Raw genomic sequence first — 16,387 nt, 5'->3', positions numbered from 1 at the left:
GCGATACGCAGGGGCCACGGCGATGCGCCTGGATGCGCTGTGCGGACGTGAGGCGCGCGGCCGGCGGGATCAGGCCCGGGGGCCTCGCCCGTATCCGAGCTTGGCGCGAATCTCTCCGGCGGCGCGGCGTAGGGCGTCGCTCGCCGCAGGCACGACGGATTCGTTGAAGCGCGTGATGGGCCCTGAGATGCTGACTGCGGCGATTGGGGCGTCGTGATCGTCGAGGATCGGCACGCCCAGGCAGAACGCTCCCTCCATGCTCTCCTGAGCGTCGACCGCATAGCCCTGCCGGCGGACGCCGTCGAGCTCCGCCTTCAGGGCGGTCAACGTAACAATGGTGCGCGTGGTTTGCCGCGGCATGCCTTGTGCCTTCAGCAGTTGCCGCGCTTGGTCGAACGGGAGGAACGCCAGATGACACTTGCCCAGCGCTGTGCAGTGCAGGAAGTCGCTGCCGCCCACCCGCTCGGCGAGGCGAAAACGATGAGGGCTCTCGCGCACGTCGACGTACCGGATCTGGCCTCCCTCCAGCACGCCGAGGTTGACCGTCTCCTGGAACTGCCGACGCAGCGCGTCGAGCGACGGCCCGGCGGCGCTCAGCAGATCCCGTCGTCCCAGCTTCGACTCGCTCAAGTCCAGCACCTTGGGGCCCAGCTCGTACTCGTGCTGCCGCTTGACCACGTAGTCGTGCTCGACGAGCGTATAGAGCACACGGAACACCGTGTTCTTGTTCAGTCGGCTGAGCGTCGAGATCTCCTGCAGCGTCAGACGCGGCTTCTGCGCCTGGACGAACACGTCGAGGATGTCGAGCGCTTTGCCCAGCACCTCGATGTAATAGATGTCCGATTTCGACGTTGGCCGCGTGGCTAGCGGGCCATCGCGCGGGAGAAGTGCCGGGCGACCTTGCGGATCGCCGACGCGATCTGCCTCACGTGCTCGTCGGTGTACGCCTCGTTCCACCATAGGGCAATGACGTTGCGGAGTCCGTGTTCTGCACGCGGGCAGAGGCCGCTGTCGTAGACCTGCCGCCCGAATGGCCGGAACGGATACTCCGACGCTCCGTATGTGTGTCGTTCCGTGAAGAGCGGCGACAGATACAACGGATCGACGATGTATTGTACCCACGACGGAACGCCCTCCGCCAGCAGCGCTGTCCCGAAGTCCGCCGTGCGGGCGCCGCACCGTTCCTCGTTCACGCGCAGCATGTACAGCCAGAACGAATGTGTCGTGCCCGCGGCCGCCCGCGGACACTGCACTTCGGGCACGTCCTCGAGCAGCGCCGTGAGCGCGGCAGCCTGCCTCCGCCGGCACGCGAGCGTGGCCTGCAGCTTCCCGAGTTGCGCGAGCGCCACGGCCCCCTGCAGCTCGCTCATCCTGTAGTTCTGCGCCAGGAAGAGGAATCGCATCGATCCGAGCGACGTGAGATCGCGGGGCCAGGCCTTGTCCGCGAAGAGCCGCGCGCGCGCAGCGTACGCGTGATTGGGGGTTGCGAGGAGCCCCCCTTCGCCGCAGGTCATGTGCTTGCTCTGCTGCAAGCTGAAACAGGCCAGATCGCCCATCGTGCCCACGATCTGCCCGTGGCATTCAGCCCAGTACGCCTGCGAGCAGTCCTCGATCAGCACGAACCCGTGCCGGCGGCAAAGCGCCGTCAGCGCCGGCATATCGCATGGCTGTCCCGCGAGGTGCACGGCAATGACCGCGCGGGTGCGCGGCGAGATCCGCGAGGCCAGATCCTCCGGGTCGAGGCACAGCGTCACCGGATCCACATCGGCGAACACCGGCACGGCGTTCTGCCAGAGCACGGGCAGGATCGAGCCGATGTCGGTGATGGGTGGCACGATGACCTCGTCACCCGGCTCGAGATCCAGCGCGGCGAGCGCCAGGTGCACGGCCGCCGTGCCGGTGGAACAGGCGATCGCGTGCGGCACGCCGAGCGCGGTGGCAAAGTCGCGCTCGAGGCGCTCGACCATGGCGCCGCCGTTGCGGCTCAGACACCCCGAACGCAGGACCTCGATGACGAGGCGCTCCTCCTCCGTGCCAAACGTGCGTCCGGCCGCGTCGAGGAACGTGGGCAGCTTCTCGGCCACGGCCTTCGGGCCGCCGTCAATGGCGAGCGCGTGCGTCATTGATTCTCCTTCACGCGACCGAGGTGCACGGTTCGTCCGAGCCTCGCGGAACGATACGCCGCCTCCGCTACTTCGACCGCTGCCCGCCCGTCTTCACCCGTGACCGACGGCACGCGCCGCTCGAGGATGCTATCGACGAACTCCTGGTGCTGCAGCTGATACGCCTTCATCCGCACGCGCGCCAGCATCCCTTCACCCTTCCAGTCGATGGGCTCCTGCTCGGCCACGACGGTCCACGTCTCGTCCCTGCCCAGACGTAGCTGGCCGTACGCATCGAGATCGAGATTGCCCGTACGTCCCGCGATCCACGCACCGGACGCGCTGCCCGGGAACAGTGGCTTGGCGACGTTCCACGATGACCAGATGGTCGCCATCCCGCCGTTGCTCAACGAGAGCAGCGCCATGGTCGACACTTCGGCGCCGCGCGCGGGATCGTGCTGGACCTGCGCGCTGACGCTCGTCACCTCCGCCCCGGTCAGCCACCGGATCCGGTCGATGTTGTGGACGGCGTGACCGAGGAACGTGCCGCCGTTCTGCGGCTCGCTCTGCCAGGGTGGCAGCGATCCAATCCCGCCCGTGGCGAGGATTCGCTCCTCGACCATGCGCACCTCGCCGATCGCCCCCTCGCGAATCAGGCGATGCGCGGTCATGTTGCAGGTGCGGAACCGCTGGCCGAACATGATCATCAGCGTGACGCCCGCTTCCTGCGTGGCGTGCAGGATGTGATTGCATTCCTCCACCGTGGTCGCCATCGGCTTGTCCAGCAGGACGTGCTTGCCGTGTGCGGCCGCGGCGATGGCGTGCGCCGCATGTTCGGACGGTGGTGTGCTGATCAGCACGGCGTCGAGGTCGTCCCGTGCCACCAGTGCCTCGACGGACGATTCGGACGCCGCGCCGTAGTCCTGCGCGAGCGCGGCCGCCCGCGACCCGCCAGCGATCGCGACGAGCGCGGCTCGCGTCAGATAGCGGGTGACCGTCTCGGCATTCGTCCGGCCCATGAAGCCGGCGCCGATGATGCCGATCCGGACGGCTCTCATCGCGGCGCCTCGGCGGTGATCAGCGTGTCGAGCACGCCAATGCCCTCGATCTCGCCGCGCACGCGATCGCCTGGCTTCAGCGACAGCCCGCGCGCGGCGCCCACGCCGTCCGGTGTGCCCATCGCGATGATGTCGCCAGGCTCGAGCGTCACCACCGACGAGATGTACGCGATGGTCTCTGGAATGCGAAAGATCATCTGGGACGTGTGGCCGTCCTGCATCAGCTCGTCGTTCACCCACAGCCGGAGGCGAAGATCGTGCGGCTCCGGGATCTCGTCCTTCGTCACGATCTCGGGACCGAGCGGCGCCGAGCCGTCGAACCACTTTCCCATGAGCCAGTCGAAGAACGGATCGAGCTCGCGCAGGGTCCGGGGCTCGACGCGCGCGTTGAACCGGCGCTCGCTGATGTCGTTCATGGCCGTGTAGCCGAAGACCGCCTCCATCGCCTCGTCTGTGCTCACGCGCGTCGCCGCCCGGCCAATCACGACGGCCAGCTCGATCTCCCAATCGAGGCAGACGTTGTTCGGCCGCAGCGCGATGGCGCCGCCCGGACGGTTGACGGCCGTTGGCGGTTTCCAGAAGACCTGCGGCGTCACCGTCTCGCGCTCCCCGACCGGCGTGAAGCCGCTCTCGACGACATGCGAGCGGTAGTTGCCGGCCAGCGCGAGCAGCTTGCGCGAGCCGCGGATGGGCGCGTCGAGCCGCAGCGTCGCCAACGGCCGCTCCGCGATGGGCGGCGCCAGCGGCACGCTGAGCGGCGCACGCACGCCGCCCGCGCCGGCATCGAGCCCGGGGGCCGGCCCGAGATCCAACACCGTGGCGCCCCGACGCACGCCAACGTGCACGGCATCGTCGTCAGCGAAGAATCGGAGGATGCGCATCGGATCCCCACTACAAGGCGAGCAGTCGCCGCGCGTTGCCGCCGAGCACGGCGTCCCGGTCAGCGTCGCTGATGCGCGCCCGCAGGATCTTCGCGAGGCCCGCGGCCGCGAGCTGGATCGGCGCGCCGCTGCCGAACAGGATCCGGTCGCTCCCACATTGCGCCACGAGCGTCGTGATGGCCTCGTACCCCATCACGCACGATGTTTCGAGATGTACGTCCCGATAGCGCGCCATCAGCCAGACCGCGAGCTGCAGCTCCCACAGATAGTTGATGCCGGCCAGCAGCCAGACCACACGTGGGTGCCGTGCCACCAGCGCCTCGATGACCGGCAGCTCCTGCATCGGCACGCCCCAGTTCATCACGATCCGGAGCGGCAGCAGCACGGGCCATCGCCGCGCGGCGGCGTCCTCGAGGATGCGGTCGACGAACGCGTTGTACAGCGGATGGTAGCTGTGGTGCTGCGGATACAGCCGGATGCCGCGAAAGCCGCGTCGCGCGTACGCCTCGAGATCGAGCTCGCGCGGCGGGAGCGCGTGGCTGAGCTCGAGCGTGCCGAGGCAGGCGAAGGGCACGAACCGGCCGTCGTGCTCGCGGCACGCGCGCTCCACGTCGCCGTTGCCATCTTCCCAGTGCACGAACACGCTGCGCGTGGAACAGATGGCCGCCCGATCGATGCCAGCCGCGGCGAGCGTCTCGGCGACCTCTTGCGGTGCGGAGGCGGGGATGGGCCAGTACGGCCATCTGCCGATGAAGGCGTTGATGTCGAGAATCACGCCTGCACTCCCATCACGCGCAGGATGTTGCCGCCGAGGATCGCCTCGAGCTGTGACGAGGAGACGCGCGCGCCGCGGATCTTCTCGAGCTGCGGCCAGGGATCGAGCAGCGGCATGTCGGTGCCGAAGAGGATGCGGTCCGCGCCGAGCGCCGCCACACACGTCTCGAGGAACCCGGTGTCGATCGTCGAGCTGGCGGTGTCCAGGTACAGGTGCTCGAACCGCTGGGCCGCTTGAATGGCCCGGTTCCAGTCGCCCTTCGCGAAGGGCTGCGCGCCGGCGTGCGCCATGATGAGGCGACACTCCGGCACGTGCCCGAGCAGGTAGTCACACTCCGGCGGTGTCGTGTGCGCGAGGACTGGAAACTGCAGCTCGACACATTTCTCGAGGATGGGGATCATCGCCGGCTCGGCAATGCTCATCTCGGGCGTCGAATAGATCTTGAGCCCGCGCATGCCGTAGTCGTGGCGGCAGCGCTCCAGCTCGTCGAGCGCCTCCCGGCCGAACCGCGTGGAGTGCAGGCTCGCATACCCGAGGATGCGATCGGGAAAGCGACGCATCTCCTCGAAGAGCAGCCGATTGCCTTCGTGCATGTCGTAGAAGAGCGCGGTCAGGTCGGTGCAGCAGATCATGTCGATGCCGAGCTCGTCCGCGCGACGCACGAGCAGGTCGCCGTCGGCGTCGATCTGCAGCCGGGTGGACTTGCCGATGTGGACGTGACAGTCCACCAGCATCAGTGCGCCTCGCCTTCGATGCGCTCCGGCCACGGAGTTCGCGCGAGCCGCAGGTGCTCGATCCGCACGGCTGCGCGCGCCTGCTGTTCCACGTGCGTCAGGTGCGAGAGCAGGTCGCGAATACCGGTGCCGCTCCAGGCGGCGGCGAGCCAGTACTGGCCCTCGACGAGCTGTCCCGGCGCGAGCTGCCGGCGGAACAGCACGACCTCGTTCGCGCCGTCCTTCGTCGCGATCGGCGGCGCCGCTGCGGCCGTGGACGTGTCGTAGTAGAGCGCGAGGCCGAGCGCCCCAATCTCGGGCGATTCGGTGCCGCGCAGCGCGAGACGTCCGGCCGCGTGGTCCACGGTCATGTCCGGGAGGTGGCGCACGCCGGCGCCGACCTCGTAGCGGCGGACGATCTGCAGCGGCACGACTTGAAACCGGCATTCGACGTGCGTTGCGCCGGCCGTGATCGTGTACGTGGCGCGCACGGCGACCTGCTCGGCCTCGCTCAACCGCCACCGATCCAGGCGGGCCTCGACGATCGCCCGCAGCGGGCCGGATGCGACGACGCGGTACCGCGGCACGTGGGGTGGCGGACGCGCGTGCGCGTAATCGGGAACGTTGAGCGGAGGCCGCTGGACCTCGCGCCCGTGGCGGAGGAAGAGCCCGCCAAGACCGAGCGTGTCGCCCAGGTGGATGACGTCGCGTCCGGCCGGCGATGGATGACGCGATCCCAGGTACCCCACCAGCGCGTTGAACAGACCCGGCTGCCCCTCGTGCCGGGCCTGCACATCGAGGAAGAAGCCGCCGTACGTGCGATACCCGATCAGCGCCGACTCGAGCGTCGCGGTCGCGTGGTTGTACCCGAAGGCGTGGCTCGCGTGCACGCGCTTCGGCCAGGGAAGCGTGTCGCGTAGCGTGCGCGAGAAATACACATGGACTGGTGCCGAGGCGTGAGCGTCCAGCTCGATCGGAAACACGAGCTCGTCTGGCGTGCCGTCGCTGTCCAGATCGTCGATCTGGGACGGGAGCACCGCCGGCGGCGAACCGGGTCGCACGACGATCGCAAGCGTGCCAGGAAAGCGCAGCGCGGCCGAGGACGCCCGCGCGACCGGCACTGCGGCGAGCGTGCGCACGGAGGCCGAGGACGGGTTGATCACGTCGAGCTCCAAGCGCTCGGCGAAGTTCGGAAGCAGCCAGTCCGGCGGCACGTCGTCCGGGGGCTGGGCCTGGGGCGCCATGAGCGCGCTGGCGAGGAGGGATACCGCGAGCATGACCATCTCGTGTCGGCGCGCATGATGACACTGCCGTGTCACTCTGTCAAATGGCGGTTGACAATTGTGACAAACAGAGTTTAACTCTCCCCAACGCTCAGTGACCAGACGACGGCTGCCGTCTCCCCGCACGGCGGCACTCGAATGCACCCCGGACCGGAGCGTCCACGCGTGCCTGCGGTGACGACGGTGTGATTGGGAGGACATATGGGTTGGGCGATCCGCCTTCTGCTCGTTCTGCCTGCGCTGCCGCTCGCGTCCGGTGCGGTCTTGGCGCAGAGCACCGACGCGACCTTGCTCGGCACCGTCTACGACCCGTCCGGCACCGTGCTGCCGGGCGTGACGATCACGGTGACCAACGTTCGCACGAACGCCACGTGGACCGTCGTCACCGGCGACGCCGGCGGCTACGAGGTGCGCGCCCTCCAGCCCAGCGGGTATACGCTTGCCGCCGAGCTGGCCGGATTCAAGAAGCAGGTGCTCACCGGGCTCGTGCTCCAGGTGAACCAGGCCGCACGTGTCGACGTCACCCTGCAGCTCGGCGACATCGTTGAATCGGTGGCCGTTGAGGCCAAGGCGCCGCTCGTCCAGTCGACGACCGGCGCGCTCGGCCAGGTGATTGACAATCGCAAGATCGTGGAGCTGCCGCTGAACGGCAGGAACTTCACCCAGCTTGCGACGCTCACGCCGGGCGTCACCGCCAGCGGGCCGCTGGGAACGGGCCGCGCCAGCTCCGTGGCGGTGAGCGGCTCGCGCGCGACGAAGACCGAGTTCCTGCTCGACGGCGTGTCGACCACGGGGCCGATCAACGGCGGCACCGGCGTGCTGCCATCGGTGGACGCGCTGCAGGAGTTCAAGGTGCAGACGAGCGCGTTCGCAGCCGAGTTCGGACGCTCGCCGGGCCTCGTGAACATCTCCATCAAGTCCGGGACGAACGAGCTCAACGGCGGCGCCTACGGCTTCTTCCGAAACGACGTCTTCGACGCGCGCCAGACGTTCGCACTCGAGAAGCCGCCGCTCGACCGCAGGCAGTTCGGCACGCTGCTCGGTGGCCCGATTCGCCGGAACAGCCTCTTCTTCTTCGCCAACTATGAAGGACTTCGCGAACGCCGCGGCGTCACATACAACCTCGTCGTCCCCACGGCCGCACAACGGCAGGGCGACTTTGGGGCCACGCCTATCTTCGATCCAGCGACCACGGTGGTGGAGGGCAGCTCGTTCAGGCGTGCGACCTTCCCGGATAACCGCATCCCGGCCGACCGCATCGCGCCGCAGGCCGCCTACTTCCTCCAGTTTCTGCCCGAGCCGAACACACCTGACGGGCAGCGCTTCGTGCACTCGCCGAGCACGCGCGACGACAACGATCAGCTCACGCTGCGCGTCGACAAGGCGCTCGGCGGAGGCAGCAGTCTATTCGGACGCTACACACTCGTCGACGTCGAGACGTTCACGCCGGCGGCCCTTCCGGCGCTCATCGGCCAGACGCTCACGTCGCGGTTTCAGAACGCCGCTGCCAGCTACACGCGCACGCTAGGCCCGGCCATGCTTTCCGAGACGCGGTTCGGCTACAACCGCGAATACACGCTCGAGGGTGCCCCTGGCCTCGGCACGAACCACACGCAGGCCGCCGGCATCGGCGGCTTCGAGCGCACGACCGAGGAGCTCCCGCGGTTCCCGCAGATCGGGATCATCGGCTTCGCGGGCATCGACGGGCGCACCTTCAGGCCACTCAACAACACCAACGACATCTACCAGCTGATTCAGACGATCTCCTGGTTCGCCGGCAACCACACCTGGAAGGCCGGCCTCGACTACCGGTATCAGGACAACAGCAACTTCAACGCTGCGTACAACAGTGGATTGTTCAGCTTCACAGGCGCGTACACGCGCGCCCCGTCGGTCAGCGGATCCGGATCGGCCTTCGCCGATTTCCTGCTGGGCCTGCCCGGCTCGGCCCAGCGGTCGTTCCCGCGCGAGCGGTTCGGTAACCGCTTCACCAACCTGCACGCGTTCGTCCAGGACGACTGGCGCGTCTCGAACGACCTGACGATCAACCTCGGGTTGCGCTACGAGTACAATCCGTGGCCGCTCGGCTACGACAACCAGCTGTCGCTGTTCGATATCAGCCGCGGCCAGGTGATCCTGTCGTCGCCCGTGAACCTGGACGGCCAGAAGATCGCCCGCGCCGCGTACGACGCGCTGCCTGGCGCATACGTGACGACCGACGAGCTCGGCCTGCCCCGCCGGATCCAGTCGAACGACCTGAACAACGTCGCGCCGCGCGTGAGCGCCGCCTGGCGCCTGTTCGGCGACGGCCGCACCGTGCTGCGCGGCGGGTACGGTGTGTTCTACGAGCCGGTGAACGCCAACGGGCGCACGGGCGGCGTGATCAATCCGCCCTTCCTGTTCGACGAGGCCGCGAGCAACGACACGCCTATCCCGAACCGCTCGCTCGCGGAGTTCTTCGCGGCGCAGCCGCCGTCAGCTGCCTCGCCGCCGATCATCGACGCGCGCCCGCTGGATCAACGATCGCCCGACGAAGAGACCTGGAACGTGACCGTCCAGCGCGAGTTGCTCGACGACATGGCCGTCGAGATCTCCTACTTGGGCAAGCGCGGTAAGCATCTCGAGCGCGATGTGTGGTTCAATCAGCCGGAGCCCGGCCCCGGTGACATCCAGACGCGGCGCCCGTTCCCGCGCTTCGGCCGGGGCATCCTGCGTGACGATGGCGGCCGCAGCACGTATCACGCGCTGCAGGCCAAGGTCGAGCGGCGGCTGTCGGCGGGCCTGTCGTTTCTCGCGTCATACGCCTACGCCAAGTCCATGGACGATGTCAGCTCCGATATCGGCGGCGCGGTGCAGAACCCGCGGGACTTCGACGCGGAATGGGCGGTCTCGGACTTCGATGTCACGCACAACTTCGTGTTCAGCGGGTTGTACGAGCTGCCGTTCGGTCCCGACAAGCCCTGGCTCTCGGAGGGCGTAGCGGGCGCGCTGCTCGGCGGGTGGCAGGTGGGCACGATCGTGCAGGTGCGGAGCGGGCTGCCGTTCACGCCGCGCATCAGCGTGGATCAGGCGAACACGGGGACGCCCCAGCGGCCTAACCGTATCGGCTCAGGGGGCCGTGACGAGCCCACGGTGGCTCAGTGGTTCAACCCGGCCGATTTCGAGGTGCCGGCCGCATTCACGTTCGGCGACTCCGGCCGCAACATCCTGCGCGCCGACAATTACGTCAACGTGGACCTCGTGCTGTCGAGGACGCAGCGGCTCGTTGGGCGGGCCGCGCTGCAGTTCCGTGCGGAGGCGTTCAACCTGTTCAACCACGCGAACTACGGCAGGCCGGCTGCGTTCATCGACACCGCGACGGCTGGCACTGTCTTCTCGGCCGCGGCTCCGCGGATCCTGCAGTTTGGCCTGAAGCTGACGTTCTAGCGTGAAAAAGGAACCGGGGACCTTTTCCGGGACGAACGATACCCAGAGAAGGACCTCCCTCCTTGGTCGCGGAAAAGGTCCCCGGTTCCTTTTTCACGGCGCGTTCGGCGAACGCGCCCTACCACACGGTAGGGGACGCCTCGCCCGAGGCGTGGGTTCAATGGTAGGGACACCTCGCCGAGGCGTCCGTTTCTAACGGACTGGCAGCGCGGACGCGAGCGCGTCGAGCGCTCGCGCCGCCTCCACGTAGCGGCCTTCGTCGTAGCGCTGGCTGAACGCCTCGATCTCCTTCGTCATCCTCCAGAAGCGCAGGCTGTCGCCCATCGAGTAGCCGGTCTCCAGGGAGCCGGGGTCCATGCTGCGCCTTTTCCGGCCATCTCGCTCCCGCGACGGATACGGACCGGCCGCCGCCCGCGCGTACAGGGCGTCGCGTACCGCGAGATAGTGGAGCTCACGCGCGATGTCGAGACAGTAGCGGATGCGCTCCGGGTGCGAAGCGCGCGCGGCCTCGGCCTCGTAGGCGGTGGCGGCCGGCGAGCGCGCCACGTTCTTCAGCGCCGCGATGATCTGGCGGTTCTCCTCGATGGCCCTCGGGAGCACGCGCTCGTGGTACTCGCGTGTCAAGGCCTCCCGATCGAGCGGCACTCGCCGTGCCCGCGGCGTGAACCGCGCGACACGCACGGGCGTGGGACGGTCGGGCAGGAACACCTGCACGGTGTCCAGATAGCCGTCGCGATCGGTGTCGAACCAGCGGAATTCGAGATCCTTGCGCGGCTCCACGAGATATCCGGCTTCGAGCCATCCTTCCGTCGCGCCGAACAGGTGATAGCGCTTGTCAGCGTCCGAGTAGTAGATCGCACGCGCCGACGACGGCGTCGGAGAATACTCGCGGCGCATGTTCCAGCGCGTGGTTGGGCCGCCGGTGTTGGAAAGATAGACGCGCTCGTAGATCCAGAACTGTCCCTCCCATCGCCGCACCGAGCGCGACTCATCCCAGGTGAACCCCGTTTCCTGTGCGGGATAGCGCAGGCCGACGGCGATGCCCCGCTTCCACGCGATGCGCCGCACCGTTTGCGGCGGGCGACGACGCGGATTCGTGTAGGTCATGTCGGGATAGTCGTACGGCGCACGTCCCACCATGGTGAATCCGAACGTATAGTGCGGCGCGTCGACTCCCTCCGGCCGCGGCTCGACATCGAGATTGAAGCTCAGGCGCACGTTCACGTTGCCGAGCTCGCCGAGCGGCGTGGCCTGTGGTGCCCACATGTAGTCGTAGTTGTTCGCGTAGTCGGTATCGGGGCCCGTCAGGCTGGCGAGCGGCGCCGCGCTCACGCGCAGCACCGTATCGCCATGTCCGTCACCATCGTCGTCCCAGAACGCAAAGGGACACTCCGAGAGCGGTAGCCACTCTTTCGTCACCGGATCGTACTTGTTTAGAAAGATCTGCAGGTTGCCGCGAAACCTGTTGATCCCCTCCTCGCCGGCGTACGACCACTCCTTCAGCCCGAAGATCTGTGCGCCGTCGTCGTCATAGTTCTCGCCGAACCAGGCGTAGCGCAGGTACCCGTCGCGGTAGTACCGCAGCTCCATCTCGTCGGCCCGGCCGTCGTCGTCATTGTCGATGTAGTCGACCAGCCGGTCCACGAGACCGGTGCCCTTGAAGCTCACGAGATAGGCGGTGCTCGCCCTGTTCCAGATCTCCTCGGCGCGCCCCGAGTCGTCGATCGCCTCGACGATGTGCCCGTTCTGACGGGTGACGATCGTCTCCGGCCGGCCGTTGCCGTCGAGGTCCAGCGTGAAGCGCTCGCCGTCGGCCAGGGCCTGCGCTTTCGGCCACCAGGGCTTGGTCAGGAAGGTGAGCCGGCCCTCCTCCGTCATCGCGGTCTCGCGCATGTACCAGGGCAGCGACGCCGGGGACAGCGGTGCGACGTTGCGCGCGCGGCCGGGCGCGGCACCCGAGGAAGCTGCGATCTGTCCCGTCGTGAGCGGCGTCGTCGCCAGGAGCAGTGTCGCGAGCAGCCGTGCGGCCATGGCGCGAGTCATCGGGCTCTCCCAGAAGGCCAAAGCCCGACCGTCGGGCTGGCAGGCGTCACCATGGCATGCGTGGCCTCGCTCTGTCAAATCATGTTTGACACAGCAATACCCGTCGCTCTTCCCGGTCGCGATCCGCGCACCGCGGTCTCGATCGCGTCGCGCCAACTTCGGAACAGCCGAGCCTTCACTATAGCTGTTGACAGGCTACAGCTTTGGCCTTGTCATGCATCTGTAGCGAAACAACATGTCTGGTTTCAAGACTGACGTGCCGTATGGCATGCTCGATTTGCCGGAGTCGCTGTCATCAGTGTCCGTGCGCTGGTCGCCCGCGTGCTGGGTCTCGCTCGTGGCCGACAGGTCGAGAGACGCGCAAGCGTTTTCCGCCACTTTGTCGGGCCTACCGCTTCCGGAGGATCCATATTGACCTCTGTCCGCTCCTCAGGGGCAGCGAGAAGACGACGCCGTCGTTCCGGCTTGCTGCGATGCGGCAGCGACGGGAGCTGCAGGCGGGCGACTTCAGCGCGTCGACCGCCACCGCCTGTCGCGCACGGACATGCCGAACCCTCACTGCCCGGCGTACAGGCGGTCGAGGTCGACGAGCTCGACGTCACCTCGACGCTGCGCTTCGGCACGGAGGTCGCGCGCGACTCCGGCCGTGGACACCAGAATCAGACGCGGCGGGACCGTGACCTGGCTAGGCGGCAGGAGAGCGCGGAGATGATCGAGCCGCTTCAGCTCCTCGATGGCCAGGGCTCGTCCGTGGGCCTTGGCTTCGCCGATCGCGATGATCCGTTCGCCTTTGCCAGGCCGGCCGTCGGTGACGACCAGATCGAGTTGGTGTCCCCGCCGGTGGTCGCGGCAGGCGAGAACGGCCGGCCGCACCTTGGTCGCGACACCACCGACGGTCGCTTCGGCGGCATGGTGCATGCACCAGATTCGCGCCAGATCCTCCAGGTGGGGGCCATAAATGAGGGAGACGACCGTCTCTCGAGCGTCCGCCCACACCCGTGCCGAGGCTCGCGCGACGAGACGCGCCTCGTTGGGGCGAAGGATCAACTGGTGCGTACGGATGATCGGTTCGCGGATTCGATAAATACTTCGCTTCTGCCGAAACGCATCCTCCACCTTCTCGACGAGCTGGACCTGTTCCAGGGCAACGAGCGGATGAGTCAGGCTGGAATCCGGCCGCCCGAGCGCGGCGGCGATCTCCCCACGGCGCGTGCGGCCCTGGCTCAGCGCGGCCAGGACCGCGTGGCAGGTGAGCCGGTCGGTGATCTCGGGCTCCTCCTGCAGCAGCACGTTGCCTTCGCGGAAGAGCGCGCTCGACGGGTGGAGCAGACGTTGCTGAACCCAACGGTCAAAAGCGGCGAGGGTCGTTGGGGCGGCACCGGCCATCTCAGGATACGCGGGCGTGCCGCCGAGGAGCGCATGTACGCGGAAGGCGAGCGCCGGCTGCCCCGCGAGTCCCCAGAGACCGGCCGCGGCGCGGTAGTCCAAGGGATTGAGCATGATCTCCGCGCTGGCCCTGCCCCGCAGCGGCGCGCTCCCCGTGAGGAGACTGCGCATCGTTGTCAAGGCGCTGCCACAAAGAATCAACCGAGTGCGGCCACGCCGACGCGCGGTACCACGCGGGCTGAGGCCGTTCTGAATGACCGACGCGAGCTCGCGGGATGCCTCGAGCAGGTAGCCGAACTCGTCGAGCACGACCGGGACCGGTGCCTTGACGCCGTCGCCCAGGGCGAGCAGGGCGTCGATCGCCGTCCGCCAGTCCGCGAACGCGCTTCGTGTTGGCAGCCTCCGGAAGCGAGCGTAGGCTTCGCCAAGACCCGCCAGCTGCTGTGTGGCTGACTGCTGGAGGCCGGTGAACATGAAGCCGCCGGTTGCCTCGGTGAGCAGCTCCAGCATGAGCGTCTTGCCCTGCCGCCGCCGCCCGTAGAGTAGTGCCAGCGTGGCGCCGGGCCTGGGGTCGGTGGCGACCGTCGCGAGGTCGGTCCACTCGGCGTCGCGATTCCAGAGGATGTCCGGCTTGCGCATCGGCACAATGGTATCTCAGACAATGGTTGTTTCAACTACCATTATCGGCGTGACTATTGTATGGTCACGAGCCGGCGGGCAGCCCGCTGAGGACCGGATCATCGACGGCCATCCAGTCCTTCCCTCGGCGTTCAAGACTGCCGCCGACCAGCCGAACGGCACGGATGCCCGCCGCCGACAGTCGCATGCGCTCGAGCAGACGGGCGTCCTTGGACACGACGTCGGGTAAGAGGCCGTTGCGGCGAAGACTTGCGGAGAACGAGCCACGGTGTCGAGCAGATAGCGGTGGTCGCTCGCCAACCAGCAGCTCCGGCGGCGACCTCACTCGCCGGACGCTCTTCCACTCCGCGAGATTGCCCTCATGTTAAGGTCTTTGGGCCATCGATCCCACCGACATGAACACCGAGCTCCTGCATGCCGATGTCGAGTTCCTCGAGCGAGCACTTGCCAGACCGCTTCAATTGAGCAACGGACCGATCACGAAGCTGACGGAAGCTCGCGTCGCGGTCCGCGTCATCGTCGCGGGGAAGGAGGCTACGGGCCGTGCCTCCATCTATTTGAGCGATCTCTGGGCCTGGCCCGATGCGTCGCTCTCGCACGCAGAAAAGAACGCAGCGCTCCGCCGTCTCTGCGAAACCATTGCAGGAGGCCTCGGTTCGCTCTGCGGGGGCGAGGCGGAACATCCCTTGGAGCTCGGCCTCCGCCTGCATGGTGCCATGTGGGCAGCGGATCATCCGCCGGTGCTCGCCCGGCTGATGTGCGCCAGCCCGTTCGATGCCGCCATACACGACGCTGCCGGCATCGCCCTGGGTCGCTCGGCATTCCAGCTCTACACCGAGCCAGTCCCCATCCCCACCGCAGACCGCTACTTTCCGAAGACCGGCGCCTGTCGAGCCATCCAGCGCATCGTCCGCGAGCCGGTCACAGCGCTTCCGCCTGGTGGATCGTCGGCGCACACGACTCCCTGACGGCCGAGGTGCTGCCGATCGTGCGCGCAGGGGGCTACGGTTGCTTCAAGCTGAAGCTCTCCGGAAAGGACAGCGCGGCGGACGTGGCTCGCACGGTCGAGATCTTTCGAACAGCCAAGGCGCTCAGTCGCGGACGTCCCAGGCTGTCGCTCGACAGCAATGAAGGCAACCCGGACGCGGACAGCGTCGTCGACTATCTCGAGCGGCTTCGTGGGGCCGATCCCGAGGCGTTCCAGGCCGTCGCGTATCTCGAGCAGCCGACCGGTCGCGACATCCGCCGCCACGCCTTCGATTGGCGCAAGGTGGCACGGCTCAAGCCTGTCCTGTTGGATGAAGGCCTCGTCGGCGGCGACGTGCTTCCGGCGGCTGTCGAGCAGGGGTGGAGCGGTCTCGCCGTCAAGACCTGCAAGGGACACAGCTTCTCGCTGGTCGTTGCGGCATGGGCGGCCCAACACAAGCTTCTGCTCGCCATGCAGGACCTGACGAACCCTGGCCTGGCGGCCATTCATGCCGCCCTGTTCGCGGCCCACGTGCCGACGATCAATGGCGTCGAGCTGAACTCGCCGCAGTTCACGCCTGACGCCAATCGTGACTGGCTGCCTCGACTGGCGTCCCTCTTCCAGCCACGAGGAGGCCTGCATCAGCTCGCGTTCGCGATACCGGCCGGCCTCGGATCCACGCTGTGAATGCTGGACCGCACCGAGGCCCACGCCGGCCGCCCCGGTGCGAGCTGACGGGGGTCTCCGTTCCGACAGCGCTCAGGGGAGCAGCTTTGCTCCCATTCGGTCTCGCACGCAGGAGACAGACACATCTTTGGACTGTTCGCGGGCATTTCACGCAAACATTTCGCGGGCAAGCTGTTGACACTCTCGGTACGCATGAGTAGACTCCGTAGCCAGCCGTCACAAATAGAACCAGTTCTGCATAGCAGAAATTCCTGCGGTCAATTGGCGGGTCCGCGCGGGCACCCCAAAGGAGACTGTCATGCACGGTAGCGTTTCGAAGGCTCGCCGGAACCTAGTGTCCCGTAACAGTGATTCGTCACATAAGTCCCGGGCGGGGCATCCCGGCTGGCGGCGTTGCTCGTCGGTCAAATACGGCCTGTATGCTCCC

11 protein-coding genes and 1 pseudogene are annotated in these 16,387 nt (G+C 67.5%); 2 read left to right on the top strand and 10 right to left on the bottom strand.

The annotated features are described in order from the left end of the window. Positions 1 to 69 precede the first annotated feature (69 nt). The 7 genes from GEV06_14230 to GEV06_14200 are packed head-to-tail and all read right to left on the bottom strand — an operon-like array spanning position 70 to position 7,013. A complete protein-coding gene (locus tag GEV06_14230) occupies positions 70 to 960 on the bottom strand; it encodes a helix-turn-helix domain-containing protein (GenBank protein ID MPZ19052.1) in 891 nt (296 codons plus the stop codon). Beyond that, the gene (locus tag GEV06_14225; GenBank protein MPZ19051.1) at positions 864 to 2,123 is read right to left on the bottom strand and encodes an aminotransferase class V-fold PLP-dependent enzyme; all 1,260 of its coding nucleotides are present in this window, start codon (positions 2,121 to 2,123) and stop codon (positions 864 to 866) included. Before GEV06_14225 ends, GEV06_14230 begins: the two co-directional genes overlap by 97 nt. Then, positions 2,120 to 3,160 (bottom strand): hypothetical protein, encoded by a 1,041-nt coding sequence (locus GEV06_14220; GenBank protein MPZ19050.1) that lies wholly within the window; start codon positions 3,158 to 3,160, stop codon positions 2,120 to 2,122. Before GEV06_14220 ends, GEV06_14225 begins: the two co-directional genes overlap by 4 nt. After that, positions 3,157 to 4,041, bottom strand: a complete 885-nt coding sequence (locus tag GEV06_14215) for an FAA hydrolase family protein (GenBank protein ID MPZ19049.1) — start codon at positions 4,039 to 4,041, stop codon at positions 3,157 to 3,159. Before GEV06_14215 ends, GEV06_14220 begins: the two co-directional genes overlap by 4 nt. 10 nt (positions 4,042 to 4,051) lie before the next feature. Next, entirely contained in the window at positions 4,052 to 4,816 is a 765-nt protein-coding gene (locus GEV06_14210; protein MPZ19048.1) for an amidohydrolase family protein, read from the bottom strand. Beyond that, entirely contained in the window at positions 4,813 to 5,550 is a 738-nt protein-coding gene (locus tag GEV06_14205) for an amidohydrolase family protein (GenBank protein MPZ19047.1), read from the bottom strand. The genes GEV06_14210 and GEV06_14205 overlap by 4 nt, the downstream gene beginning before the upstream one ends. Further along, the gene (locus GEV06_14200; GenBank protein ID MPZ19046.1) at positions 5,550 to 7,013 is read right to left on the bottom strand and encodes a DUF4861 domain-containing protein; all 1,464 of its coding nucleotides are present in this window, start codon (positions 7,011 to 7,013) and stop codon (positions 5,550 to 5,552) included. The genes GEV06_14205 and GEV06_14200 overlap by 1 nt, the downstream gene beginning before the upstream one ends. Between GEV06_14200 and GEV06_14195 the strand changes: the two genes are divergently transcribed. Then, positions 7,014 to 10,238 carry a TonB-dependent receptor plug domain-containing protein gene (locus GEV06_14195; protein ID MPZ19045.1) on the top strand — a complete coding sequence of 1,075 codons (3,225 nt, stop codon included), beginning with the start codon at positions 7,014 to 7,016 and terminating at the stop codon, positions 10,236 to 10,238. It abuts the gene before it with no gap. Positions 10,239 to 10,430: 192 nt separating this feature from the next. Here the strand turns inward: GEV06_14195 and GEV06_14190 are convergent, their stop codons facing one another. The 3 genes from GEV06_14190 to GEV06_14180 form a co-directional block, all read right to left on the bottom strand. Further along, on the bottom strand, positions 10,431 to 12,281 hold the full coding sequence (locus GEV06_14190; GenBank protein MPZ19044.1) for a hypothetical protein: 1,851 nt from the start codon (positions 12,279 to 12,281) through the stop codon (positions 10,431 to 10,433). 555 nt (positions 12,282 to 12,836) lie between these two features. Further along, positions 12,837 to 14,306, bottom strand: coding sequence for an ATP-binding protein (locus GEV06_14185; protein MPZ19043.1), 1,470 nt, complete (start codon positions 14,304 to 14,306; stop codon positions 12,837 to 12,839). 64 nt (positions 14,307 to 14,370) lie between these two features. Continuing rightward, positions 14,371 to 14,631: a hypothetical protein gene (locus tag GEV06_14180; protein MPZ19042.1), complete on the bottom strand. Its 261-nt coding sequence runs from the start codon at positions 14,629 to 14,631 to the stop codon at positions 14,371 to 14,373. 70 nt (positions 14,632 to 14,701) lie between these two features. Here GEV06_14180 and GEV06_14175 point away from each other — a divergent pair. Then, positions 14,702 to 15,960: pseudogene (locus tag GEV06_14175) on the top strand (hypothetical protein). The last annotated feature ends 427 nt before the right edge of the window (positions 15,961 to 16,387 follow it).

The organism is Luteitalea sp., assembly GCA_009377605.1.
GTDB lineage: Bacteria > Acidobacteriota > Vicinamibacteria > Vicinamibacterales > Vicinamibacteraceae > WHTT01.
The sequence above is the reverse complement of the archived record's forward strand: the minus strand, read 5'-3'. Positions and strand labels throughout refer to the sequence as shown.

What these genes read in the sequence shown, in the direction of transcription:
- GEV06_14230 (MPZ19052.1), bottom strand. Translation starts at nt 960, where the DNA reads ATGGTGGAACGAGGCGTACACCGACGAGCACGTGAGGCAGATCGCGTC.
- GEV06_14225 (MPZ19051.1), bottom strand. Translation starts at nt 2,123, where the DNA reads ATGACGCACGCGCTCGCCATTGACGGCGGCCCGAAGGCCGTGGCCGAG.
- GEV06_14220 (MPZ19050.1), bottom strand. Translation starts at nt 3,160, where the DNA reads ATGAGAGCCGTCCGGATCGGCATCATCGGCGCCGGCTTCATGGGCCGG.
- GEV06_14215 (MPZ19049.1), bottom strand. Translation starts at nt 4,041, where the DNA reads ATGCGCATCCTCCGATTCTTCGCTGACGACGATGCCGTGCACGTTGGC.
- GEV06_14205 (MPZ19047.1), bottom strand. Translation starts at nt 5,550, where the DNA reads ATGCTGGTGGACTGTCACGTCCACATCGGCAAGTCCACCCGGCTGCAG.
- GEV06_14200 (MPZ19046.1), bottom strand. Translation starts at nt 7,013, where the DNA reads ATGTCCTCCCAATCACACCGTCGTCACCGCAGGCACGCGTGGACGCTC.
- GEV06_14195 (MPZ19045.1), top strand. Translation starts at nt 7,014, where the DNA reads ATGGGTTGGGCGATCCGCCTTCTGCTCGTTCTGCCTGCGCTGCCGCTC.
- GEV06_14190 (MPZ19044.1), bottom strand. Translation starts at nt 12,281, where the DNA reads ATGACTCGCGCCATGGCCGCACGGCTGCTCGCGACACTGCTCCTGGCG.
- GEV06_14185 (MPZ19043.1), bottom strand. Translation starts at nt 14,306, where the DNA reads ATGCGCAAGCCGGACATCCTCTGGAATCGCGACGCCGAGTGGACCGAC.